We start from the raw sequence: 21,646 nt of genomic DNA, 5'->3' as shown, positions 1-21,646 counted from the left end.
GACACCGTCCGATCTTCCGCGCAGCGAAATAGCGCGTAAACACAAGTCATGAGGAAACAATGCAGTTCAAGCACGTCACGCTCGATTTCGATGGCCCGGTCGCGGTTCTCAAGCTCGACCATCAGGAGGTCATGAACGCGGTCTCGATGGACATGCTGGGCGGGCTCGGCGAGGCGCTCGATGCGATCGAGGAGAAGCGGGAGGAGGTGCGTTGCGTCGTGCTGACCGGCGCCGGACGCGCGTTCTGCACCGGGGCCAATCTGCAGGGCCGCAACAACCAGAAGCCCGGCAAGAGCAACGCCGGGCAATCGCTGGAGATCGGCTTTCATCCGTTCCTGCGGCGGCTGCGCCGGCTGCATTGTCCGATCGTCACGGCCGTCAACGGTCCCGCTGCGGGCGCTGGCATGAGCTTTGCGCTGATGGGCGACATGATCCTTTGCGCCCGCTCGTCCTATTTCCTGCAGGCGTTCCGACGCATCGGCCTGGTGCCGGACTGCGGCTCAACCTGGCTGTTGCCGCGCATGATCGGCAAGGCGCGCTCGGTCGAATTGTCGCTGATGGGCGACCGGTTGCCGGCAGAGAAGGCGCTGGAATGGGGCCTCGTCAACCGTGTCTATGACGACGCAGTTCTGATGGAAGAGGCGATGAAGCTCGCGCATGAACTCGCCAATGGCCCGACGATTGCGCTGTCGCTGATCCGAAAGCTTTACTGGGACAGCCCGGAAAATTCCTTTGAGGAACAGCTCAACCTCGAATTCGAATCGCAACGCATCGCCGGCGCGGCCGAAGATTTCAAGGAAGGCGTCACCGCGTTCCTGGAAAAACGTCCCGCCAAGTTTAAGGGCAAATGATCGAGAGCCAACTTGGGCGCTGCGTCGCCTCCTGGTATCCGGGAGCAACCGGCGTGACCGGCGCCGCCAAGCTCTCCGGTGGCGCCAGCCAGGAGACCTGGACCTTCGACATCGTGCATCCCGGCGGCAATATCGGCGCCATCCTGCGCCGCGCGCCGCCGGGCTATGGCGCTTCGCCGGGGCGCGCCGCCGGCCTCGATGCCGAGGCGACGCTTATGCAATTGGCCCATGACGCCGGCCTGCCGTCGCCGCGCGTGATGCATGTGCTCAAGCCCGAGGACGAACTCGGCCGCGGCTTCATCATGCAACGCATCGAGGGCGAGACCATCGCGCGGAAGATTCTGCGCGATGAGCAGTTCGCCAAGGCGCGGCCGATCCTGGCGCGACAGCTCGGCCGCGTGATCGCCGGCATACACGGCCTGCCGGCTACGAAGTTGCCGAAGTTGCGCGAGATGAGCACGACAAAGGAGATCGCCGACCTCGAGCGGGAATACCGCAGCTTCAACTGGCCGCGGCCGGTGTTCGAACTCGCCCTGCGCTGGCTGCGCGAGCGCGATCCCGGGCCGTCGAAAGAGGTAACGCTGGTGCATGGCGATTTCCGCCACGGCAACCTGATCATCGGCCCCGATGGCGTGCGCGCGGTGCTGGATTGGGAGCTCGCGCATCTCGGCGACCCGATGGAAGATTTGGGATGGATCTGCGTCAACTCCTGGCGCTTCGGCGAGATCGACAAGCCGGTCGGCGGCTTCGGCTCCCGCGAGGAATTGTTCGCAGGCTACGAGGAACGCGGCCGCAAGGTCGATCCTATCAGAGTGATGTTCTGGGAAGTGATGGGCACGTTGCGCTGGGGCATCATGTGCTGCGGCATGATGCAGCGCTTCCGCACTGGCCCCGATCACTCGATGGAACGTGCCATGATCGGCCGGCGTTCGTCGGAGACGGAGATCGATCTGCTACGACTGCTTGCGCCGCGAGGAGGGTGAAATGCAGGACGAACCGACACCCACCGAACTGATCAAAGCGGTTGCGGATTTCCTCCGCAACGAGATCGCTCCCGAGATCAAGGGCCACAGCGCCTTCAAGCTCCGCGTCGGCATCAATGCGCTGGACCTCGTCACACGGCAACTGGCGCTGGAGCAGGGGAGCGATGCGGCCGAGGCGGCACGGCTGAAGCGATTGCTCGGCATGGATGGCTCGCTGATGGACCTCAATCGCGCGCTGTCGGAGAAAATTGCAAAAGGCGAAGTCGATCTGCAGACGCCGGGGCTATCAGAGCATCTCTGGCAGACCACCATGGACAAGCTCGCTGTCGATCAGCCGAACTACGCGTCGTACAAGAGGGAGCTGGGGAGCAAGTAGAGCAGTGATCAAGTCTCCACCGTCATTGCCTGCGACAAACGCGAAGCGTTTGCGCAAGGGAGCGCAGCGACGAAGCAATCCATCTATCCCCGTGTTGAGGAATGGATTGCTTCGCGGCGCCTGTCATCGGGCGCGCATTCGCGCGACCCGTTGGCTCGCAATGACGGGGAGGCGGCGTCGAGAACTTCACCGCCCCAGCCATTTCGGCGGCCGCTTCTCGGCAAACGCCTTTGGTCCCTCGATGTAATCCTGCGAAGCCGCCATCGCCTTCACCGCCGGATATTCCCGCTGCTCGGCGATAGCCTGTTCCAGCGAAACTTCAAGCCCGCGCTGAATCGCCTGCTTGGAGGCCCGGATCGACATCGGCGAGTTCTTGCAGATCGTCTCCGCCCAGCGCTCCGCCGCGGCGAGCGCTTCGCCGGCGGGAACCACCTCGTTGACGAAGCCGAGCTCAAGGCCCTCCTTGGCCGATACGTGGCGGGCGGTGAGGATCATGCCCATGGCGCGCTTCAGCCCGATCTGGCGCGGCAGCCGGTGCACGCCGCCGGCGAGCGCGGCGAGGCCAACGCGCGGCTCGGGCAGCGCGAAGGTCGCATTTTCCGAGGCAATGATGAGGTCGCAGGCCAGCGCGATTTCGAAACCGCCGCCCATCGCGACGCCGTTGACGGCGGCGATGATCGGCTTGTCGCAGTCAAAGCGCGAGGTGAGGCCGGCGAAGCCGCCCTTGTCCCAGCCGCGCTTTCCCCCGGCCGCCTGCCATTTCAGATCGTTGCCGGCGCAGAACGCCTTGTCGCCGGCGCCGGTGACGATCGCCACCCATTGCGCGGGATCGGCGGAGAAATCGTCGAACACCTTGTTGAGCTCGAAATGCGCATCGATATGCAACGCATTGTACACTTCCGGCCGCGACAGCGTGATGATCGTGATCGGCCCCTTGCGCGTCACTTTGGAGAATTTCAGGTCCATGTTTGCTCCCGTTTTCGATTTTCTGCGGCGAAGATTGGCTGCGATCATAGCGTCAGCCCGGCGTCCGAAACCATCCAATTACGCAAGGCCCCCGCGCGTGCCAAGCTCCATTCCGTTGCTTGACTTGGGCGCGGTCTTCCAACCTAAATCGATCCGAGCAGGAGCGCCGCGTAGCGCCTAGACGCAAAAGCAATAAACGACATTTCCGGGAGAGATGCCTTGGATTTCAACCTGCCTGCCGACCTCGCGGCCTATCTCGACGAACTCGACCGCTTCATCGCGCGCGAGATCAAGCCGCTGGAGGAGGCCGACGACAGTATCCGCTTCTTCGATCATCGTCGCGAATGGGCGCGTACCGATTTCGAGAACGGCGGCCTGCCGCGGCGTGATTGGGAAGCGCTGCTGCGCAAGGCCAAGAATCTGGCGGACGCCGCCGGGCATTTGCGGTTCGCGATCCCGAAGCGCTACGGCGGCAAGGACGGGTCCAACCTCTGGATGGCCGTGATACGCGAGCATTTCGCTTCCAAGGGGCTTGGCCTGCACAATGATCTGCAGAACGAGCACTCGATCGTCGGCAACCTGCCGCTGGTGACCATGCTCGACCGCTACGGCACCGATGAGCAGAAGGCGATGATCGAAGGCTCGATCACCGGCAAATATCGTATCACGTTCGGCCTCACCGAGCCCGACCACGGTTCCGATGCGACGCATATGGAAACCAGGGCGGTGCAGACGACCCGTGACAACGTCAAGGGCTGGATCATCAACGGCCAGAAGATGTGGACCACCGGCATGCATGTCGCGACCCACTGTGCGCTGTTTGCCCGCACCTCAGGCAACGACGGCGACGCGCACGGCATCACCTGTTTCCTGGTGCCGGCCAAGAGCGCAGGCGTGAAGGTCGAGGAATATATGTGGACCTTCAACATGCCGACCGACCATCCGCGCGTCAGCTTCACCGATGTATTCGTGCCCGAAGACGCATTGTTCGGCGAGATCGGCCGCGGGCTGTCCCTGGCGCAATGCTTTGTGCACGAGAACCGGATCCGGCAGGCGGCAAGCTCGCTTGGCGCGGCGGTCTATTGCATCAACGAGAGCGTCAAATACGCGCGCGAGCGAAAGCCGTTCGGCAAGGCGCTGGCGGAGAACCAGGCGATCCAGTGGCCGCTGGTCGAACTGGCAACGCAGGCCGAAATGCTGCGGCTGCTGATCCGCAAGACCGCGTGGGAGATGGACCAGCTCACCCAGGCGCAGGTCGAGCATACACTCTCCGATCGCGTCTCGATGTGCAATTACTGGGCTAACCGCCTGTGCTGCGAGGCCGCCGACCGCGCCATGCAGGTACATGGCGGCATGGGCTATTCGCGCCACAAGCCGTTCGAGCACATCTATCGCCACCACCGGCGCTACCGCATCACCGAAGGCAGCGAAGAAATACAGAAGCGCAAGGTGGCGGGATTCCTGTTCGGCTATATGGGGGCGGGGAAACACTGAGGAGCAAAGCCAAGGAGGAGATCATGGAAGGTGGATGCACGTGCCGGCATGTCCGCTACCGCCTGAACGGCAGGCCTATGATCGTGCATGCCTGCCATTGCACGTGGTGCCAGCGCGAGACCGGGACGGTGCACGCGCTCAATGCGATGTACGAGGCCGACAGGGTCGAGCATATCGCGGCCGAACCCGAGATCATCATGACGCCGTCGGCAAGCGGCAAGGGCCAGCGCATCGCCCGCTGCCCGATTTGCAAGGTCGCCGTCTGGAGCAATTATCCGGGCTCCGGGCCCGCGGTGCGTTTCGTGCGCGTCGGCACCATGGATGATCCGTCACAGTGCCCGCCGGACGTTCACATCTTCACCTCCACCAAGCAGCCTTGGGTGACGCTGCCACCGGACGCAAAGGCGGTCCCCGAGTTCTACGATATCGACGAGGTCTGGTCGGAAGAGGCCAAAGAGCGCAGGCGTGTGTTGCGCGAGCGGATGAAGAAGTAGGTGCTGCTATCACCACTGTCATTGCGAGCCAACGCGGTCGCGCGAACGCGCGCCGATGACAGGCTCCGCGAAGCAATCCATATCGCGGCATAACGGAGCGATGGATTGCTTCGTCGCTTACGCTCCTCGCAATGACGGATCAATTCACCTGCCGATCCTTGCCCGCCCAATACGGTTCGCGCAGATTCCGCCGCAAGATCTTTCCCGACGGATTGCGCGGCAGCGCCTCCATGAAGTCGACCGATTTCGGCGTCTTGAATCCCGCAATGCGCTCGCGGGTAAAATTGATGATGTCGGTGGCGGTCGCCTGCATCCCCGGCTTCATCACCACGATCGCCTTCACCGCTTCGCCCCATTTGTCGTCCGGGATTCCGATGACCGCGGCTTCGGCCACGTCAGGATGATCGCAGATCGCGCTCTCGACCTCGGCCGGGTAAATGTTCTCGCCGCCGGAAATGATCATGTCCTTGATGCGGTCGTGGATATAGAGATAGCCGTCCTCGTCCATGTAGCCGGCGTCGCCGGTGCGCAGCCAGCCGTCGCTGCCCAGCGTTTTGGCGGTAGCTTCCGGCAGATTCCAGTAGCCGACCATGTTGGAGCCGGAGCGGGTGGCGATCTCGCCGACCTGGCGCGGCGGCAATCTGTTGCCGTCGGGATCGAGTATCGCAAGCTCGATGCCGGGCAGCGCCTTGCCGGCGGAGCGCATGCGCTCCAGCCCCTCGACATGGTCCTCGGGCGGCAACGCCACGATGGTGCCGGTGGTCTCGGTCATGCCGTAGAGCTGCACGAAGCCGCACTTGAACACCTCGATGCACTCCTTCAGAAGCGCGGCTGGAATCGGCGAGGCACCATAGAGCATGTATTTCAGCCGCGAGAAATCGACGTGCCGAGCCCGCGGCTGCCGCACGACAAACTGCATCGCGGCCGGCACCATGAACAATTTTGTAATTCCGGACTGCTCGAAGAAATCCAGCACCTTGGTCGGATCGAACTCGCGCGCGATCACGCCCTTGGCGCCGTGATAAAGCCCCATCACGCCCCAGCCGGAGCCGCCGATGTGAAAGATCGGCATCGCCACCAGCGAGACGTCGTCAGCCGACCACTTGTTCCACTCGGGATTCTCGGCCTCGTTGCCCGCGTGCACCAGATTGAAGAAGTTGGCGTGCGACAGCATCGCGCCCTTGGGCTTGCCCGTGGTGCCCGAGGTATAGAGCTGGATCGCGATATCCTTCGGGCTGACCGGCACGTTCGGATCGTCGCTGCTGGCAGCGTCGCGCCAGGCGATAAAATCCTGCCATTCCGGCGCTCCGCCTTCGGTGGTGATCACGTGCCGCATATCGGGCACTTGCGCCTTGATGTTGCGAACCTGCGTAATGAACTCCGGCCCCACGAACAGCGCCAGCGCCTTGCAATCGCCGACGATGAAGGCGATCTCGGGGCCGGCAAGCCGCCAGTTCACCGGCGCCATCACCACTTTGGCCTTCATCGCGCCCATCAACAGTTCGAAATAGATGTCGCTGTTCTTGCCGAGATAGGCGATGCGTTCACCCGGCTTGATGCCCATCGCGATCAGCGCGTTCGCAACGCGGTTGGTGTTGATATCGAACTCGGCGAAACTGGTCTGGCGTCCCTCGAATTCGTAGGCGATGGCGTCGCCGCGCGTTCTGGCGCGTTCGCGCACCATGTCGGCAAGGTTCGTCAGTTGCTCTGGCGCGGACATGTCTCTCCCGTGTCGTCTTGTATCGTTGCGCGGAGTGTGGCGGCATCGCACGACAAAGACAATACGGGGACGGCGTTCCCCGGACGCAGTGCAGCGCGTTAGCGATGCACTGCAGAGCCGGGGTCCATCTTGCTTGCCACTGGCATTGGCTCCCGGCTCTGCGGAGCAGCGTGAAGAACGCTGCGCCGCGTCCGGGACACACGGGGATTTAACCCCGTGCCGCGCGGTCCTTCTCGTTCTGCGCCTTGATCGACTCTCGCGCCTTGTTCCAGTCGTCGTCGCTCCAGTCGCGCAACTGATAGAAATTGCCGCCCATCGCGAGTGCCTGTGCGCCGTCCATGGCGATGGTTTCGCCGTTGATCCAGTCGCAGCCGCCGGAGATCAGGAACACCGCGAGGTTCTGCAATTCCTCCATGGTGCCGACGCGGCCCATCGGGTTCTGCGCCCGCGTGCGCGCGCCGGCCTCGTCGCCGGGCTTGATTCGCTTGCTCATGCCTTCGGTCGGGATTTCGCCTGGCGCAATGGTGTTGAGGCGGATGCCGTACTTGCCCCATTCGACCGCAAGCGACATCGTCATAGCGTGGATCGCCGACTTACTCATCGCCGATGGCACCACATAGGGCGAGCCGTTGCGCACCCAGGTCACGGTGATCGACACCACGTTGCCGCGCTGCTTGGCGGCGATCCAGCGCCGGCCGACCGCGTGCGTCACGTAAAACGTGCCATGCATCACGATGTTGGCGACAGCGTCGAAACCGCGCGGCGAGAGCTCTTCCGAGCGCGAGATAAAATTGCCGGCGGCGTTGTTGATGAGATCGGTGAGGGGCCCCGAGGTCCAGATCTGTTCGATCATCTCGTCGACAGCCATCGCATTGCGGATGTCGACGCCGTGGCTGACGACGCGCCCACCATGCAGATCCATCAATTCGGTCGCGGCCTCGTCGCAGACGATCTTGCGGCGGCCGCAGATGTGGACCTCGGCTCCCAGTTGGAGAAACCGCGCCGCCATGGACTTGCCGAGGCCGGTGCCGCCTCCGGTCACCAGAATGCGTCGCCCGGCGAGAAGCTGATCGTTGAACATCGTTTCCACCCACGGGATTGTCTGTTAATTGGTCGATTGACTAAAACCGGACAACACCGTTCTGTAAAGCAGCAACTGAGGAGATTTTTCATGGAGCAGCGCGTCTCGATCTCGATTTCGGACGGCATTGCCGATGTCCGACTGGTGCGGGCTGACAAGATGAATGCGCTCGATGCCGCGATGTTCGAGGCGCTGGTGGCCGCGACCGAGCGGCTGGCCCACGAAAAAGGCGTCCGGGTGGTAGTATTGTCCGGGGAAGGGCGGGCGTTCTGCGCCGGCCTCGATATGGGACGCTTTCAGGCCATGAAAGAAAATGGCGGCAATGGGATCGCCGGCGGCGAGAAGCGCGACCTCACTGCACGTACACATGGCATCGCGAACTTTCCGCAGCAGGCGGTCTGGGGTTGGCGCCAGCTTCCGGTGCCGGTGATCGCTGCGATCCAGGGCGTAGCGTTCGGCGGCGGCTTCCAGCTCGCGCTCGGGGCCGACATGCGCTTCCTCGCGCCAGACGCGCGGATGTCGATCATGGAGATCAGATGGGGCCTGGTGCCCGACATGGCCGGCACGCCGATTCTCGCGAGCCTCGTCCGTGACGATATCCTGCGCGAACTCACCTATACCGGCCGCATCTTCTCCGCGCAGGAAGCCATGAGCTATGGCCTTGCGACCCGGATCTGCGACGATCCGCGCGCGGCGGCCTTCGAGGTCGCGCGCGAGATTGCCGGCAAGAGTCCCGACGCGATCCGCGCCGCCAAGCGGATGCTCAACAAGCTGTCCGTCGATCCCGCTCCAGCGCTGCTCACCGAGTCGATCGAGCAGCAGAAGCTGCTCGGCAGCCCGAACCAGACTGAAGCCGTGCGTGCCAACATAGAAAAGCGCGCGCCGCGGTTTGCGGATGCGGGATAATATCAGCCCTCATCCTGAGGAGGCGCGAAAGCGCAGTCTCGAAGGATGTAGGCCCGTCCGTGGGCCTCATGATTCGAGACGCGCGAGGGCGCGCTCCTCACCATGAGGGTCACTCAAAACCCGACTTCAGATCGGAAAGAGACAATGTCAGCCTCCCAACTCTTCCTCGGCATCACCAGCGGCCAGCGCCGGCGCGACCACGGTGAGGTCGCTGAACGGACTGAGCGCATCGCCAGCGGCTTGCAAAAACTCGGCGTCAAACAGGGCGATAGCGTCGCCATGCTGATGCGCAACGACATCGCCTTCATCGAGGCGGCCTATGCGGCGATGCGGCTCGGCGCCTATGGCGTGCCGGTCAACTGGCACTTCAAGCCGGAAGAGATCAATTATGTGCTGAAGGATTCCGGCACATCGGTGCTGATCGCGCATGCCGACATGCTGCATCAGTTACGCGAGGCGATCCCGCAAGGCGTCACCGCGCTCAGCGTGCCGACCCCGCCGGAGATCATCGCCAACTACAAGATCAATCCGGATCATCTGACGACGCCTGACTTCGCGATCGATTTCGAATCCTGGCTCAAACAACATCCGCGCTATGACGGGCCGGCGGTGCCGCAGCCGCAGAACATGATCTACACCTCGGGCACCACAGGCCATCCCAAGGGCGTGCGTCGTTTCGCGCCGACGCCGGAGCAGAGCGCCAACGCCGAGCGCATGCGCGCGCTGATCTACGGCCTCAAACCGGGCGCCCGCGCGCTGTTGCCGGGGCCGCTGTATCATTCCGCGCCGAACTCGTTCGGCCTGCGCGCCGGCCGCCTCGGCGGCGCGCTGGTGATCATGCCGCGCTTCGATGCGGAAGAGTTTTTGCGCGTGGTCGCGACCGAAAAGATCGATACCATCTTCATGGTGCCGACGATGTTCATCCGGCTGATGAAGTTGCCGGAGGAAGTGCGCAGGAAGTACGACATGTCGTCCTTGCGCCACGTCATCCATGCCGCCGCGCCCTGTCCGGCCGACGTCAAGCGCGCGATGATCGAGTGGTGGGGGCCGATCATCTACGAATTCTACGGATCGACCGAGTCCGGCGCCGTGACCTTTGCGACTTCCGAGGACGCGCTGAAGAAGCCCGGCACCGTCGGCAAGATCGCACCGGGCGCAGAGCTGCGATTCATCGGTGACGACGGCCGCGAATTGCCGCAGGGCGAGATCGGCGAAATCTATTCGCGCATCGCGGGCAATCCCGACTTCACGTATCACAATAGGCCGGAGAAGCGGTCCGAGATCGATCGCGACGGGTTCATCACCTCGGGTGATGTCGGTTACATCGACGCGGACGGCTATGTCTTCATCTGTGACCGCAAACGCGACATGGTGATTTCCGGCGGCGTCAACATCTACCCGGCGGAAATCGAGGCCGCGTTGCACGCCATTCCGGGGGTGCATGATTGCGCGGTGTTCGGGATTCCCAACGCCGAATTCGGCGAGGCGCTGATGGCTGTGGTGGAGCCGCAGCCGGGGGTGACGCTCGACCCGGAGTCCATCCGCAGCCAGCTCAAGGTCGCGCTGGCCGACTATAAGGTGCCAAAGCACATCGAAATCCAGTCCAATCTGCCGCGGGAAGATTCCGGCAAAATCTTCAAGCGCCGTCTGCGCGATCCCTATTGGGAGCGAGCAGGGCGGAGGATTTGATTCCGTCGTCCAGGCCTCAGCCGGTACCCTCATGGTGAGGAGCGCGCCTTCGCGCGTCTCGAACCATGTGGCCCGCGGCCTATCCCTCGAGACGCCGCCAAAGCGGCTCCTCGGGATGAGGTCGGAGTGCGGGGAGGGTTCAACGGTGAGCACCGCCTCCATCTTTATCTTGCACTGCGGCAAAAAAATTGCACACTCGGAATCCGCCGGGCGGTTTCTGAGGTGGCCAGCCATGTCTTCCCAGACGATGCCTTCCGAGATTGAGATCCGGTTTAACCGGAGCGATGAAACGCTGGCGTTGGAGGAAGATGCCCGGCTGCGGACCGACATTCGCCTGCTCGGGCGGATTCTCGGCGATACCGTCCGTGATCAGGAGGGCGCTGACGTCTTCGACCTGGTCGAACGTATCAGGCAAACCTCGATCCGGTTCCACCGCGACGAGGACAAGCTGGCGCGGCGGGAACTTGAGACCATCCTCGACAGCATGTCGATCAGCGATACCGTGCGGATCGTCCGCGCCTTCAGCTATTTTTCGCATCTCGCCAACATCGCCGAGGACCAGAACAACATCCGCCAGATGCGTGGCCGCGGTCCCGGCGGGCCGCAACCGAGCGCGCTGACCCAGACGCTCGCTCACGCAAAGACCGCCGGGATCAGCGCGGCCGAGCTGCGCCGCTTCTTCAAGGGTGCCCAGGTCAGCCCGGTCCTGACGGCGCATCCCACGGAAGTACGCCGCAAGAGCACGATCGACCGCGAGATGGAGATCGCCGCGCTACTCGACCGGCGCGAACGCGTCCAGCTTACGCCGGAGGAGGCCGAGGCCTGCGACGAGCAGTTGCGCCGCGCCGTGCTGACGCTGTGGCAGACCAACCTGCTGCGCCGGACCAAGCTGACCGTGCTCGACGAAGTCGCCAACGGCCTGTCATTCTACGACTACACCTTCCTGCACGAAGTGCCGCGGCTGCATTGCGCGCTGGAAGACCGGCTGAACCGGGAGGAGGGCGGCGCGCCCGGCGAGCTGGCGTCGTTCCTGACCGTGGGAAGCTGGATCGGCGGCGACCGCGACGGCAACCCCTTTGTCACGGCCGACGTCATGCGCGGCACGCTGCGCCTGCAGTCGAGCCGGGTGATGAACTTCTATCTGGAAGAGTTGCATGTCCTCGGCTCCGAATTATCGCTGGCCGCGCACCTCGCCGACGTCTCCGACGAATTGCGCGCGCTGGCCGAGCGGTCGCCGGATACTTCGCCGCACAGGAGCGGTGAACCGTATCGGCTGGCGGTGTCGGGCATCTATGCAAGGCTCACCGCAACCGCTGCAAAGCTCGACGTCGAGACGACGCGTCGTCCGGTCGGCGAGGCCGCACCTTATGCAAGCGTGAAGGAGTTCAAGGCCGATCTCGACGTGCTCAATCGGTCGCTGATCGCCAACAATTCGGGCGTGATCGCGCGCGGACGGCTGCGGCTGCTCCGTCGTGCCGTGGATTGTTTCGGTTTTCATCTCGCCCGCCTCGACATCAGGCAGAATTCCGCGGTGCATGAGCGCACGGTCGCGGAACTGTTCGATGCCGCGATCCCCGGCATGTCCTATCTGGCACTGAATGAAGAGGCCCGCATCCATCTGCTGCTGCGCGAGCTGCGCAGCGTCAGGCCGCTGACCTCGGCGTTCGTCAAGTACAGCGAAGAAACGCTGGGCGAACTCGCCGTGTTCCGCGCCGCTGCCGAAGCCCATGCCAGGTTCGGCCCCGACGTGATCCACCAATGCATCATCTCCATGTGCAAGGGGATGTCGGACATGCTGGAAGTGGCGGTGCTGTTGAAGGAGGTCGGCCTCGTCAATCCGTCCGGCCGCAGCGCCATCAACATCGTGCCGCTGTTTGAGACGATCGAGGATCTGCAGGCTTCATCCGGCATCATGGACCGGATGCTGGCGCTGCACGATTACCGCCGGCTGGTCGACAGCCGCGGCGGCATCCAGGAAGTGATGCTCGGGTATTCCGACAGCAACAAGGACGGCGGCTTCGTCACTTCGGGCTGGGAACTCTACAAGGCCGAAATCGAACTGGTCGACGTGTTCGAGCGCCACCATGTGCGCTTGCGGTTGTTTCATGGCCGTGGCGGATCGGTCGGTCGCGGCGGCGGGCCGAGCTATGAGGCCATCATTGCGCAGCCCGGCGGCGCGGTGAACGGACAGATCCGCATCACCGAGCAAGGCGAAATCATTTCCAGCAAATACTCCAATCCGGAAGTTGGCCGCAGCAATCTGGAAATATTGGCTGCGGCGACGCTGGAGGCAAGCCTTCTGCAGCCTCGGCAGAGCGCGCCGCGGACAGAATATCTGACCGCGATGGAGCAATTGTCGGCGCTGGCATTCAAGGCCTATCGCGGGCTGGTCTATGAGACCGAAGGCTTCGCCGATTATTTCTGGGGCTCCACCGTCATCACCGAAATCTCGACGCTCAACATCGGCAGCCGCCCGGCGTCGCGCAAGAAGACCCGCGAAATCGAGGACCTCCGCGCCATCCCCTGGGTGTTCAGTTGGGCGCAATGCCGGCTGATGCTGCCGGGCTGGTACGGCTTTGGCTCCGCGGTCGAGATCTGGATTGCGGAGCATCCGGAGCAGGGCATGCCATTCCTGCAGGAGCTCTACCGCGAATGGCCGTTCTTCCGCATGCTGTTGTCGAACATGGACATGGTGCTGGCCAAGAGCTCGATCGCGATCGCGTCGCGCTATGCCGAACTGGTGCCTGACGTGGCCTTGCGCGAAAGTATCTTCGGGCGCATACGGCGCGAATGGCATTCCTCGATCGAGGCGCTGCTCGACATCATGGGCCACGAGCGCCTCTTGCAGGGTAACCCGCTGCTGGAGCGCTCAATCCGCAACCGCTTTCCGTACCTCGATCCGCTCAACCACGTGCAGGTCGAGCTACTGAAGGAGCATCGTGCGCATAGTCCGGACGAGCAGGTGCTGCGCGGGATTCAGCTTACGATTAACGGGATATCGGCGGGATTGCGGAATAGCGGGTGAGGAGCCGTCCACCGTCATTGCGAGGAGCGAAGCGACGAAGCAATCCATGCGTCCGCATACTCGGTGAGATGGATTGCTTCGCTACGCTCGCAATGACGGCGAAGGCCGGTCACGGCTTCATCGCGCCCTGTGCACTGGTGTAGACGGCATAGAGCGACGACGAGCCGCAGATGTAGAGCCTATTTCGCTGCTGCCCGCCGAAGCACAGATTGGCGACAGTTTCCGGTATGTGGATCTTGCCGAGGAGATCGCCGTCGGAAGTGTAGCAGCGCACGCCGTCTTCATTCGGATCGCCCCAACCCACGGAGCACCACAGACGCCCGGCGGTGTCGCAGCGCAGCCCGTCGGTAATGCTGGGCTTTGGCATGTCCGCAAAGACCTTGCTGTTCGAAAGCTTTCCGGCCCCGAGATCCACGTCGAACACGCGGATATGCGACGGGTTGTCCGGCCCGTCGGTGAAGCCGGTATCGCAGATATAAAGCTTCTTCTCGTCAGGCGAGAAGCAAAGGCCGTTCGGCTGCACGAAGTCATCGACCACCATCTTGATGTCGCCGGACTTCGGATCCACCCGGTAGACGTTTTTCTTTTCCTGCTCGGGCTCGGCCTTGATGCCCTCGTAATAGCCGCCGATACCGTAGGCTGGGTCGCAGAACCAGATCGAACCGTCGGCCGCGACGACCGCGTCGTTCGGCGAGTTCAGTTTCTTGCCATTGTACTTGTCGGCGATGATCGTGATCGAGCCATCGAGTTCGGTCCGGGTGACCCGTCGACCGCTGTGTTCGCAAGTGATCAGGCGTCCTTCGCGGTCGATGGTGTTGCCGTTCGAGTTCATCGACGGCTGACGGTAGACGCTGAGATGCCCGTCATCTTCCGAGAAGCGCATGATGCGGTTGTTGGGGATATCGGAGAACAGCACGTAGCGCCCGGCTGCGAAGTAAACCGGGCCTTCGGCCCAGCGGAAGCCGGTGGCGACGCGCTCGACGGCCATGGTGCCCGCGAAGGCCGGGAAACCGGTGGGCCCGAACGAAACCTTGGGCTTCTTCATCGACTCCAGGCGAGAATCCGGATAGCGGGCGCCGGGAAGCGGGCCGAGCGGCAGGGGTTGCGTTGCCGTGGTCGGCGCGGCAGTCTGGCCGAGCGGCGTGACGGAGGCGGCAGAAGCCGTTTTCATGGTTACGGCCGAGGCGGCAAGTGCCGCCGCGCCTGTCAATATTTTGCGGCGGTCAAAACCGCCGCTGTGTTGTTGGGAATCGGGAAAGGTCAGCGAGGTTGTCATGATTTCCTCCCGTTGTTTTGTTGGGAGGAAAACATCAGCCCGCATTCCGGCATAAAGCGGGCGGGCTGTGTGAAACAGGCCGAGATGGCGCCGCTCGGGTAGCCCGGATGGAGCGAAGCGCAATCCGGGGACAGTTTCTCTAATTGCGAGACCGTCCCCGGATTGCGCTGCGCTCCACCCGGGCTACGAGGAGTTCGTTAGATCGGATCCCAGGTGAAGATGTCTGCGGAGCGGTCGAGCTTGTAGAACGATCCCGCAAGCGCCGGCATGCCGTGCTCGGCAATGGTTTGCGGCGTCCAGCCTTCGCTCCGCTGCACCGAGCGCAGCGGACGATTTTGGCTGAACAGGAAGATCTCGTTCATGCGCACGCCGAAGATCTGCCCGGTGACGTCCTTGGCGGCGTCGCTGAGCAAATAGGCGCAGAGCGGCGCGATCTTCTCCGGTCCCATCTGCTGGATTTTCGCCACGCGCGCCTTCTCGGCCTCGGTCTCCGTCGGGATAGTGCCGATCATACGGGTCCAGGCGAAGGGCGAGACGCAGTTCGAGCGCACGTTGAAGCGGCCCATGTCGAGCGCGATCGACTTCGATAGGCCGACGATGCCAAGCTTGGCGGCGGCGTAGTTGGCCTGGCCGAAATTGCCAATCAGGCCCGAGGTCGAGGTGAAGTGCACGAAGGAGCCGCTCTCCTGTTCGCGGTACAGCCTTGCCGCGGCGTGGCTGACATAGAAGGAGCCCATCAGGTGCACCTTGATGACGGCCTCGAAGGCTTCGACGCTCATCTTGTGGAAGATCATGTCGCGCAAAATGCCGGCATTGTTGACGACGCCGTCGAGACGGCCGAAATGATCGGTCGCGGTCTTGACGATCTTGCTCGCCGGAATCGCTTCCGCCACCGACTCGAAATTCGCGACCGCGGTGCCGCCGCGCTTCTTGATCTCCTCGACCACCTCCTCGGCGGGCGCCGCGTTCGATCCGGCGCCGTCGGCGGCGACGCCGGGATCGTTGACAACGACTTTTGCGCCTTCCGCGGCGCAGAGCAGCGCGATCTCCCGCCCGATGCCGCGGCCTGCGCCGGTGACGATGATGACTTTGTCTTGCAGTGATTTTGTCATGATCTTTCCTGTGTTGTTTGTGCGGCCGAAGCAGAACTCAACTCGTCATGCGCGGGCTTGACCCGCGCACCCATCCTTCTTCAGAAGAGATGGATTGCCGGGTCAAGCCCGGCAATGACGGATTGAGGGCTCCGCTCGGGCTCGCCATTTCCTAGCGTTCGTTCGTAAAGATGATCGTGCCACTGGCAGCGAACATGCCGCCGACGCCGTGGCAGACCGAAATCTTCGCGTCCTTGACCTGCGCCGGCGCGATGCCGCGCATTTGCCGCACGCTCTCCTGCAGCGCGTACATGCCGTACATGCCCGAATGCATGTAGCTCAATCCGCCGCCATTGGTGTTGAGCGGCAGCTTGCCGCCGGGGCGGGTGTTGCCATCGGCGATGAACTTGCCGGTCTCTTCGTGCGGCATGAAGCCGAGATCGCCGAGGCCGTAGAGCGGCAGATGCGCGAAAGCATCATAGATCATCAAATGATCGACATCCTTGTGGCTGATGCCGGCCTCCTTGAAGGCGGTCGGGCCTGCGACCTTGAAGGCGCGCGAAGAATTGAACGTCTCCATCTGGCTGACCATCGGCGTTTCCACGCTCTCGCCGGTGCCGAGAATATAGACCGGCTTCCTGGGAAAGTCCTTGGCGCGGTCGGCCGAGGTCAGGATCAGGGCGCCGCCGCCGTCGGTGACGAGGCAGCATTGCAGCAGGCGGAACGGATAGGCGATCATCCGCGAGTTGAGGACATCCGCAACCGTGATCGGGTCCTTCATCGTCGCGCGCGGATTCTTCGCCGCCCATTCGCGCTGCACGACGGCGACCATGGCAATCTGCTCATGGGTGATGCCGTAGGTCTTCATGTAGCGCAGCACGGGGATCGGGAACATGCTGGGCGGGCCATAGACGCCGAACGGCGCCTCGAACTGGCCCTGCAGGCTGTCGGCGGGAATCGAACGTGGTAATTTGCCGATCATCGACTTGCCGCTCTCGGCGTGGGTAATCAGCACCGTCTTGCACAGGCCGGCCTCGATGGCGGCCGCGGCATGCCGGACGTGCAGCATGAACGAACAGCCGCCGACGGAAGTGCCGTCGACCCAGGTCGGCGTGATGCCGAGGTAATGCGCGATCTGCTGCGGGGTTTCGACGGCGGTCGCGATGCCGTCGATATCGGACAGTTTTAGCCCGGCATCGGCGATGGCGTTGAGCGCGGCGTCCGCGTGCAACTGGATCTGCGACATATTCGGGATAACACCGAGTTCGGTGGTCTCGGCGGCTCCGACGACGGCGACCTGGTTTCTGCGCATGATGCTTAGCCCTTCGCCGGACGGAACATGGGAAGGGTGATCTTGTCGTCGAGCTTTTCGAAGGCGACCTCGAGCTTCATGTCGAGCTCCAGCGCCTCCGGCGTCTGCGGGCAGTCGATAATGTTGCTCATCATGCGCGGCCCTTCGTCGAGTTCGACCACCGCGATGGCGTAAGGCGGGGTGAAGCCGGGCGCGGCCGGACGGTGATTGATGACATAACTATAGAGCTTGCCCTTGCCGCTGGCCTTGAAGACGGAAACCTTGCGCGAGGCGCAGGAGGGGCAGAACGGGCGCGGCGGGAAATAGACGTTGGCGCAGGCATCGCAGCGCTGCAGGCGTAATTCGCCGGCCTGCGTTCCATCCCAGAAATGCTGGGTTTCAGGCGTGGGTTTTGGTCTTGCGCGCGCGGGCTCCGCCATATCGGCTACTCTCCTTAAGTACGGGCGTCCACCCGCTTGTTGCGATCTTGATGCGACATTGACTGTGGGCCGTCAACGGTTCAGCGACGGCGGGGATTGCATGGCCGCATTCCTGCGCACGAGAGCGCTTGTATGCCAGCCAGTCATCGGAGATAGTCCGCGCCACGGCAAATTGCCGGCACACTTCTCAACGGGATGCTCCTGATCAGGACGCGATCCAGAGCAAAGTACAAGAGAGCCATGCCTGACCTTCCTACGCTTGCGAGCCTCGCCGCCGACCTCGAAGCCGGACGCACCACCGCGCGCAAGCTGGTCGAGGAGTGTCTCGCAAGGATTGCCGATCCCGCCGGTGAGGGGGCGCGGACCTTCATCCACGTCGACAAGGCCGCAGCGATCGCCGCGGCCGACGCAATGGATCATCTGCGCAAAGCGCGCGCCGCGCCCTCCCCCTATGCCGGCATCCCCGTGTCGATCAAGGACCTGTTCGACATCAAGGGGCAGGTGACTCGCGCAGGCTCCCGCGCGCTGGAGGATTCGGCTCCGGCCGAAGCCGATGCGCCCGTGGTGGCGCGGCTGCGGCGGGCCGGCTTCATTGTGATCGGCCGCACCAACATGACCGAATTCGCCTATTCCGGCATCGGCATCAATCCGCATTACGGCACGCCGAAGAGCGTGTTTAATCGCAGCGTCGGTCATGTGCCCGGCGGCTCGTCCTCGGGGGCTGCGGTATCGATCGCCGATCGCATGGCTTACGGCGCGCTCGGTACCGACACCGGCGGCTCCTGCCGGATCCCGGCGGCCTTCAACGGCATCGTCGGCTACAAGCCGACGCAGCGCCGGGTGCCGCTCGATGGCGGCGTGCCGCTGTCGTCCTCGCTCGACAGTTTTGGTCCGCTGGCCCGCACGGTCGGCTGCTGCGCGGTGCTTGACGCCGTGCTCGCAGATGAAGCGGTGAAGCCGTTGCAGCCGCGCCCGGTTAAGGGCATGCGGCTCGCGGTGCCGACCACGGTTGCGTTCGACGATCTCGACGATGTCGTCGCGAAAACCTTTGAGCGCGCGCTTGCGACGCTGTCGCGCGAGGGGGCAATAATCGAGCGGATTGCGGTGCCGGAATTCGACGATGTCGCCGTCATGAACAGCAAGGGCGGATTTGCCGCGGCGGAGAGTTATGCCTGGCACCGCTATCTCATCGCGAGCAAGGGTGATGTCTACGACCCTCGTGTTCGCGTCCGGATCCTGCGCGGCGAAAGCATCAGCGCAGCGGATTATATCGATATTGTCGGCGCGCGCCGCGCGTTCATTGCACGGACCGAAAAGCGCATCGCGCCCTATGACGCGCTGGTGTTGCCGACCACGGCGAATGCGCCGCCCGTCATCGCCGACCTCGTTGCCGACGACAAGCTATTCGCAACACAGAATCTGCGCGCGCTGCGCAATTGCACCCTGATCAACATGCTCGACGGCTGTGCGATCTCACTGCCCGCGCATCGCGAAGGCGAGGTGCCGGTCGGGCTGATGCTTGCAGCCGCCGGCGGATCGGACCGCCGCATCTTTGAACTCGCCGCCGGAATGGAGGATGTCATCCGTGTTTGATCTGACCTTCAACGTCGACGACAAGGGCATGTTGACGCCGCTGACGCTGGCGATCGACCAAGCCGTGATCGCCGGCTGGACCGGGCGCGATCCGGTCGCGCGCGACAAGCATATCGCTGAACTCGAAGCGATCGGCATCGCGCGTCCCGCGACGACGCCGATCTATTACCGCTGCTCGGCGCGGCGGATTACCCAAGACGATCGTATCGAGGTGACGGGCGGCGATTCCAGCGGCGAGGCCGAGTTCGTGCTGATCGGCTGGCAGGGACGTATCTTTGTCGGCTGCGGCTCCGATCATACCGACCGCAAGGTGGAGAGCTACAGCGTCACGGTCTCAAAACAGATGTGCGACAAGCCGGTGGCATCGGTGCTGTGGGAATTGGAGGAGGTCATCGGTCACTGGGACCGGCTGATCCTGCGCTCCTGGGCCACGATCGGGGGCTCTCGCGTGCTTTACCAGGAGGGCAGGCTGGATGCCATGCTGCCGGTCAACGACCTGATCGAGCGCGGCTTTGGCGGCAAAGGCCTGCCCGACGGCTGCGCCATGTTCGGCGGCACATTTGCGGCCAAAGGCGGCATCCGCCCGGCTGATCGCTTCGAGTTCGAGCTGGAGGATCCCGTCCTGAATCGCAAGATCAGCCATGGTTATGATGTGATCGCGCTGCCAGTGCTGGGCTGACGCGGCGCCGCCGTCATTGCGAGGAGCGAAGCGACGAAGCAATCCATCTGTCCCCGAGCTGAGGCGTGGATTGCTTCGCTCCGCTCGCAATGACGAGGATGGAACTCGTCAGAAATCGGGTGGTTTTGTCGAGGCCTGATTGCGAGATTGACGCCATGACAGCAACCGCAAGAAATATCGACCGCCGGTCCGACATCGCTGCCCGCGTCGCTGCCATCGATTGGGCCCAGGTAACTGCCGACCTCGACGCGCAGGGTTGCGCAGTCCTGAAGGGATTGCTGCCCCCTGATGAATGCGCCGCGCTGGCCGCGCTTTATCCCGATGACAGGAACTTCCGCAGCCGCATCGTGATGGGGAGCCACGGGTTCGGCCGCGGCGAATACAAGTATTTCGCTTATCCACTGCCGGAGCTGATCGCGCAGTTGCGGCCCGCGCTCTATGCGCGGCTCTGCGGCGTTGCCAATCGCTGGAACGAGACGATGGGGATCGATGTCCGCTATCCCAGTCGCCACGAGGCCTTTCTGAAGCGCTGCCATGACGCCGGGCAGACGCGGCCGACGCCGCTGCTGCTGCAATATGGCGAGGGCGACTACAATTGCCTGCATCAGGACCTCTATGGCGAGCACGTGTTCCCGCTGCAGGTCGCGATCCTGCTGTCGGAACCGGGGCGCGATTTCGAAGGCGGCGAGTTCGTGCTGACCGAGCAGCGGCCGCGGATGCAGTCGCGGCCCGAGGTGGTGCCGCTGAGGCAGGGCGATGCGGTGGCGTTTGCTGTGCATCACCGGCCGGTGCAGGGGACGCGCGGGCCCTACCGCGTTAATCTGCGCCATGGCGTCAGCCGGATCCGCTCCGGCCATCGCCACACCGTCGGTGTGATTTTTCACGATGCCAAGTGAGTGCGGACTGAATTGACTGCGGATTTGTTCGAGGCCGTGCCGGATCTGCGCCCATCGCGCGAAGCGATGGCGGAGGGCGCGGTATTGCTGCGCGGATATACGAAGCCCTTCGAAAACGAAGTGGTCGCGGCGTTGCGCGAGATCATCGCGCGAGCGCCATTCCGCCGCATGTTTACGCCTGGTGGCCACCAGATGTCGGTCGCCATGACCAATTGCGGCAGTGCCGGTTGGGTGACCGACCGCAGCGGTTATCGCTATGACGGCATTGATCCGAATTCCGGCCAGCCTTGGCCGGAGATGCCGCCGACGTTTCGCGCAATTGCGGAGCAGGCGGCTGCCGAGGCCGGCTTTGCCGGCTTCGAGCCCGACGCCTGCCTGATAAACCGCTACGCGCCCGGCGCACGGATGTCGCTGCATCAGGACAGGGACGAGCAGGATTTTGCCGCGCCGATCGTGTCGGCGTCGCTTGGGTTGCCCGCGATCTTCTTGTTCGGCGGTGCAAAGCGGGCCGATAAGCCGCGCCGTTACCGTCTGGAGCATGGCGACGTCGTGGTCTGGGGCGGGCCGTCACGGCTGTTCTTTCACGGCGTGGCGCCGCTCGCCGACGGCGAGCATGCCGTGATGGGGCGCCAGCGCATCAACCTGACCTTTCGGAAAGCGCGGTGATCTTCCTTCCCCCCTTGTGGGAGAAGGTGGATCGCTGACGCGAAGCGGCAGCGAGACGGATGAGGGGTCTGCCTCCGCGGATAGAGACCCCTCATCCGCCTTCGCTTTCGCGAAGGCACCTTCTCCCAC

The 21,646-nt window shown here is 63.5% G+C and carries 19 protein-coding genes; 12 read left to right on the top strand and 7 right to left on the bottom strand.

Annotated elements, in window-relative coordinates:
• Window positions 1-59: 59 nt before the first annotated feature.
• From RX328_RS33390 to RX328_RS33380, 3 genes are read left to right on the top strand one after another with little or no spacing between them, the layout of a single operon-like run.
• Window positions 60-851 (top strand): enoyl-CoA hydratase/isomerase, encoded by a 792-nt coding sequence (locus RX328_RS33390; protein ID WP_213255725.1) that lies wholly within the window; start codon window positions 60-62, stop codon window positions 849-851.
• On the top strand, window positions 848-1,834 hold the full coding sequence (locus RX328_RS33385; protein ID WP_213255727.1) for a phosphotransferase family protein: 987 nt from the start codon (window positions 848-850) through the stop codon (window positions 1,832-1,834). Before RX328_RS33390 ends, RX328_RS33385 begins: the two co-directional genes overlap by 4 nt.
• A gap of 1 nt (window position 1,835) precedes the next feature.
• Window positions 1,836-2,210 carry a DUF6285 domain-containing protein gene (locus tag RX328_RS33380; protein WP_213255729.1) on the top strand — a complete coding sequence of 125 codons (375 nt, stop codon included), beginning with the start codon at window positions 1,836-1,838 and terminating at the stop codon, window positions 2,208-2,210.
• 186 nt (window positions 2,211-2,396) lie between these two features.
• On the opposite strand, the gene RX328_RS33375 is transcribed toward RX328_RS33380, so the two are convergent.
• A complete protein-coding gene (locus RX328_RS33375) occupies window positions 2,397-3,176 on the bottom strand; it encodes an enoyl-CoA hydratase-related protein (protein ID WP_028350950.1) in 780 nt (259 codons plus the stop codon).
• 219 nt (window positions 3,177-3,395) lie between these two features.
• Here RX328_RS33375 and RX328_RS33370 point away from each other — a divergent pair, with 219 nt between their 5' ends.
• Together RX328_RS33370 and RX328_RS33365 are read left to right on the top strand one after the other, a co-directional pair.
• Window positions 3,396-4,670, top strand: a complete 1,275-nt coding sequence (locus RX328_RS33370) for an acyl-CoA dehydrogenase family protein (RefSeq protein ID WP_213255731.1) — start codon at window positions 3,396-3,398, stop codon at window positions 4,668-4,670.
• Window positions 4,671-4,693: 23 nt separating this feature from the next.
• Complete coding sequence (locus RX328_RS33365) at window positions 4,694-5,164, top strand: GFA family protein (protein WP_213255733.1); 471 nt, start codon at window positions 4,694-4,696, stop codon at window positions 5,162-5,164.
• Between the two features lie 139 nt (window positions 5,165-5,303).
• Here the strand turns inward: RX328_RS33365 and RX328_RS33360 are convergent, their stop codons facing one another.
• Complete coding sequence (locus tag RX328_RS33360) at window positions 5,304-6,884, bottom strand: fatty acid--CoA ligase (protein WP_213255735.1); 1,581 nt, start codon at window positions 6,882-6,884, stop codon at window positions 5,304-5,306.
• A gap of 208 nt (window positions 6,885-7,092) precedes the next feature.
• On the bottom strand, window positions 7,093-7,965 hold the full coding sequence (locus tag RX328_RS33355) for an SDR family oxidoreductase (RefSeq protein WP_213255737.1): 873 nt from the start codon (window positions 7,963-7,965) through the stop codon (window positions 7,093-7,095).
• A gap of 90 nt (window positions 7,966-8,055) precedes the next feature.
• Here RX328_RS33355 and RX328_RS33350 point away from each other — a divergent pair, with 90 nt between their 5' ends.
• The 3 genes from RX328_RS33350 to ppc all read left to right on the top strand — a co-directional run bounded on the left by RX328_RS33350 (window position 8,056) and on the right by ppc (window position 13,585).
• The gene (locus RX328_RS33350) at window positions 8,056-8,871 is read left to right on the top strand and encodes a crotonase/enoyl-CoA hydratase family protein (RefSeq protein ID WP_213255740.1); all 816 of its coding nucleotides are present in this window, start codon (window positions 8,056-8,058) and stop codon (window positions 8,869-8,871) included.
• A gap of 144 nt (window positions 8,872-9,015) precedes the next feature.
• The gene (locus RX328_RS33345; RefSeq protein WP_213255742.1) at window positions 9,016-10,560 is read left to right on the top strand and encodes an acyl-CoA synthetase; all 1,545 of its coding nucleotides are present in this window, start codon (window positions 9,016-9,018) and stop codon (window positions 10,558-10,560) included.
• A gap of 232 nt (window positions 10,561-10,792) precedes the next feature.
• Window positions 10,793-13,585 carry a phosphoenolpyruvate carboxylase gene (ppc, locus tag RX328_RS33340; protein ID WP_213255744.1) on the top strand — a complete coding sequence of 931 codons (2,793 nt, stop codon included), beginning with the start codon at window positions 10,793-10,795 and terminating at the stop codon, window positions 13,583-13,585.
• Between the two features lie 109 nt (window positions 13,586-13,694).
• On the opposite strand, the gene RX328_RS33335 is transcribed toward ppc, so the two are convergent.
• From RX328_RS33335 to RX328_RS33320, 4 genes are all read right to left on the bottom strand, one after another.
• Window positions 13,695-14,630 carry an SMP-30/gluconolactonase/LRE family protein gene (locus RX328_RS33335; protein ID WP_213255782.1) on the bottom strand — a complete coding sequence of 312 codons (936 nt, stop codon included), beginning with the start codon at window positions 14,628-14,630 and terminating at the stop codon, window positions 13,695-13,697.
• A gap of 428 nt (window positions 14,631-15,058) precedes the next feature.
• Entirely contained in the window at window positions 15,059-15,973 is a 915-nt protein-coding gene (locus RX328_RS33330; RefSeq protein ID WP_213255746.1) for an SDR family oxidoreductase, read from the bottom strand.
• A 151-nt stretch (window positions 15,974-16,124) separates the two neighbouring features.
• Window positions 16,125-17,264, bottom strand: a complete 1,140-nt coding sequence (locus RX328_RS33325; RefSeq protein ID WP_213255748.1) for a thiolase C-terminal domain-containing protein — start codon at window positions 17,262-17,264, stop codon at window positions 16,125-16,127.
• Window positions 17,265-17,269: 5 nt separating this feature from the next.
• Window positions 17,270-17,683, bottom strand: a complete 414-nt coding sequence (locus tag RX328_RS33320; protein ID WP_171708471.1) for a Zn-ribbon domain-containing OB-fold protein — start codon at window positions 17,681-17,683, stop codon at window positions 17,270-17,272.
• Window positions 17,684-17,923: 240 nt separating this feature from the next.
• Here RX328_RS33320 and RX328_RS33315 point away from each other — a divergent pair, with 240 nt between their 5' ends.
• From RX328_RS33315 to alkB, 4 genes are all read left to right on the top strand, one after another.
• Complete coding sequence (locus tag RX328_RS33315; protein WP_213255750.1) at window positions 17,924-19,276, top strand: amidase; 1,353 nt, start codon at window positions 17,924-17,926, stop codon at window positions 19,274-19,276.
• Window positions 19,269-19,955, top strand: a complete 687-nt coding sequence (locus tag RX328_RS33310) for a DUF2848 domain-containing protein (protein WP_213255784.1) — start codon at window positions 19,269-19,271, stop codon at window positions 19,953-19,955. Before RX328_RS33315 ends, RX328_RS33310 begins: the two co-directional genes overlap by 8 nt.
• A gap of 155 nt (window positions 19,956-20,110) precedes the next feature.
• Complete coding sequence (locus RX328_RS33305; protein WP_213255752.1) at window positions 20,111-20,851, top strand: 2OG-Fe(II) oxygenase; 741 nt, start codon at window positions 20,111-20,113, stop codon at window positions 20,849-20,851.
• A gap of 12 nt (window positions 20,852-20,863) precedes the next feature.
• Window positions 20,864-21,517 (top strand): DNA oxidative demethylase AlkB, encoded by a 654-nt coding sequence (gene alkB, locus RX328_RS33300; RefSeq protein WP_213255786.1) that lies wholly within the window; start codon window positions 20,864-20,866, stop codon window positions 21,515-21,517.
• Window positions 21,518-21,646 lie beyond the last annotated feature (129 nt).

It is taken from the genome of Bradyrhizobium sp. sBnM-33 (genome assembly GCF_032917945.1).
Taxonomy (GTDB): domain Bacteria; phylum Pseudomonadota; class Alphaproteobacteria; order Rhizobiales; family Xanthobacteraceae; genus Bradyrhizobium.
This window is presented reverse-complemented; position numbering and strand designations above follow the sequence as displayed.

Coding starts and splice junctions, on each gene's coding strand:
- RX328_RS33390 (WP_213255725.1), top strand. CDS start 60: ATGCAGTTCAAGCACGTCACGCTCGATTTCGATGGCCCGGTCGCGGTT.
- RX328_RS33385 (WP_213255727.1), top strand. CDS start 848: ATGATCGAGAGCCAACTTGGGCGCTGCGTCGCCTCCTGGTATCCGGGA.
- RX328_RS33380 (WP_213255729.1), top strand. CDS start 1,836: ATGCAGGACGAACCGACACCCACCGAACTGATCAAAGCGGTTGCGGAT.
- RX328_RS33375 (WP_028350950.1), bottom strand. CDS start 3,176: ATGGACCTGAAATTCTCCAAAGTGACGCGCAAGGGGCCGATCACGATC.
- RX328_RS33365 (WP_213255733.1), top strand. CDS start 4,694: ATGGAAGGTGGATGCACGTGCCGGCATGTCCGCTACCGCCTGAACGGC.
- RX328_RS33360 (WP_213255735.1), bottom strand. CDS start 6,884: ATGTCCGCGCCAGAGCAACTGACGAACCTTGCCGACATGGTGCGCGAA.
- RX328_RS33355 (WP_213255737.1), bottom strand. CDS start 7,965: ATGTTCAACGATCAGCTTCTCGCCGGGCGACGCATTCTGGTGACCGGA.
- RX328_RS33350 (WP_213255740.1), top strand. CDS start 8,056: ATGGAGCAGCGCGTCTCGATCTCGATTTCGGACGGCATTGCCGATGTC.
- RX328_RS33345 (WP_213255742.1), top strand. CDS start 9,016: ATGTCAGCCTCCCAACTCTTCCTCGGCATCACCAGCGGCCAGCGCCGG.
- ppc (WP_213255744.1), top strand. CDS start 10,793: ATGTCTTCCCAGACGATGCCTTCCGAGATTGAGATCCGGTTTAACCGG.
- RX328_RS33335 (WP_213255782.1), bottom strand. CDS start 14,630: ATGAAGAAGCCCAAGGTTTCGTTCGGGCCCACCGGTTTCCCGGCCTTC.
- RX328_RS33330 (WP_213255746.1), bottom strand. CDS start 15,973: ATGACAAAATCACTGCAAGACAAAGTCATCATCGTCACCGGCGCAGGC.
- RX328_RS33325 (WP_213255748.1), bottom strand. CDS start 17,264: ATGCGCAGAAACCAGGTCGCCGTCGTCGGAGCCGCCGAGACCACCGAA.
- RX328_RS33320 (WP_171708471.1), bottom strand. CDS start 17,683: ATGGCGGAGCCCGCGCGCGCAAGACCAAAACCCACGCCTGAAACCCAG.
- RX328_RS33315 (WP_213255750.1), top strand. CDS start 17,924: ATGCCTGACCTTCCTACGCTTGCGAGCCTCGCCGCCGACCTCGAAGCC.
- RX328_RS33305 (WP_213255752.1), top strand. CDS start 20,111: ATGACAGCAACCGCAAGAAATATCGACCGCCGGTCCGACATCGCTGCC.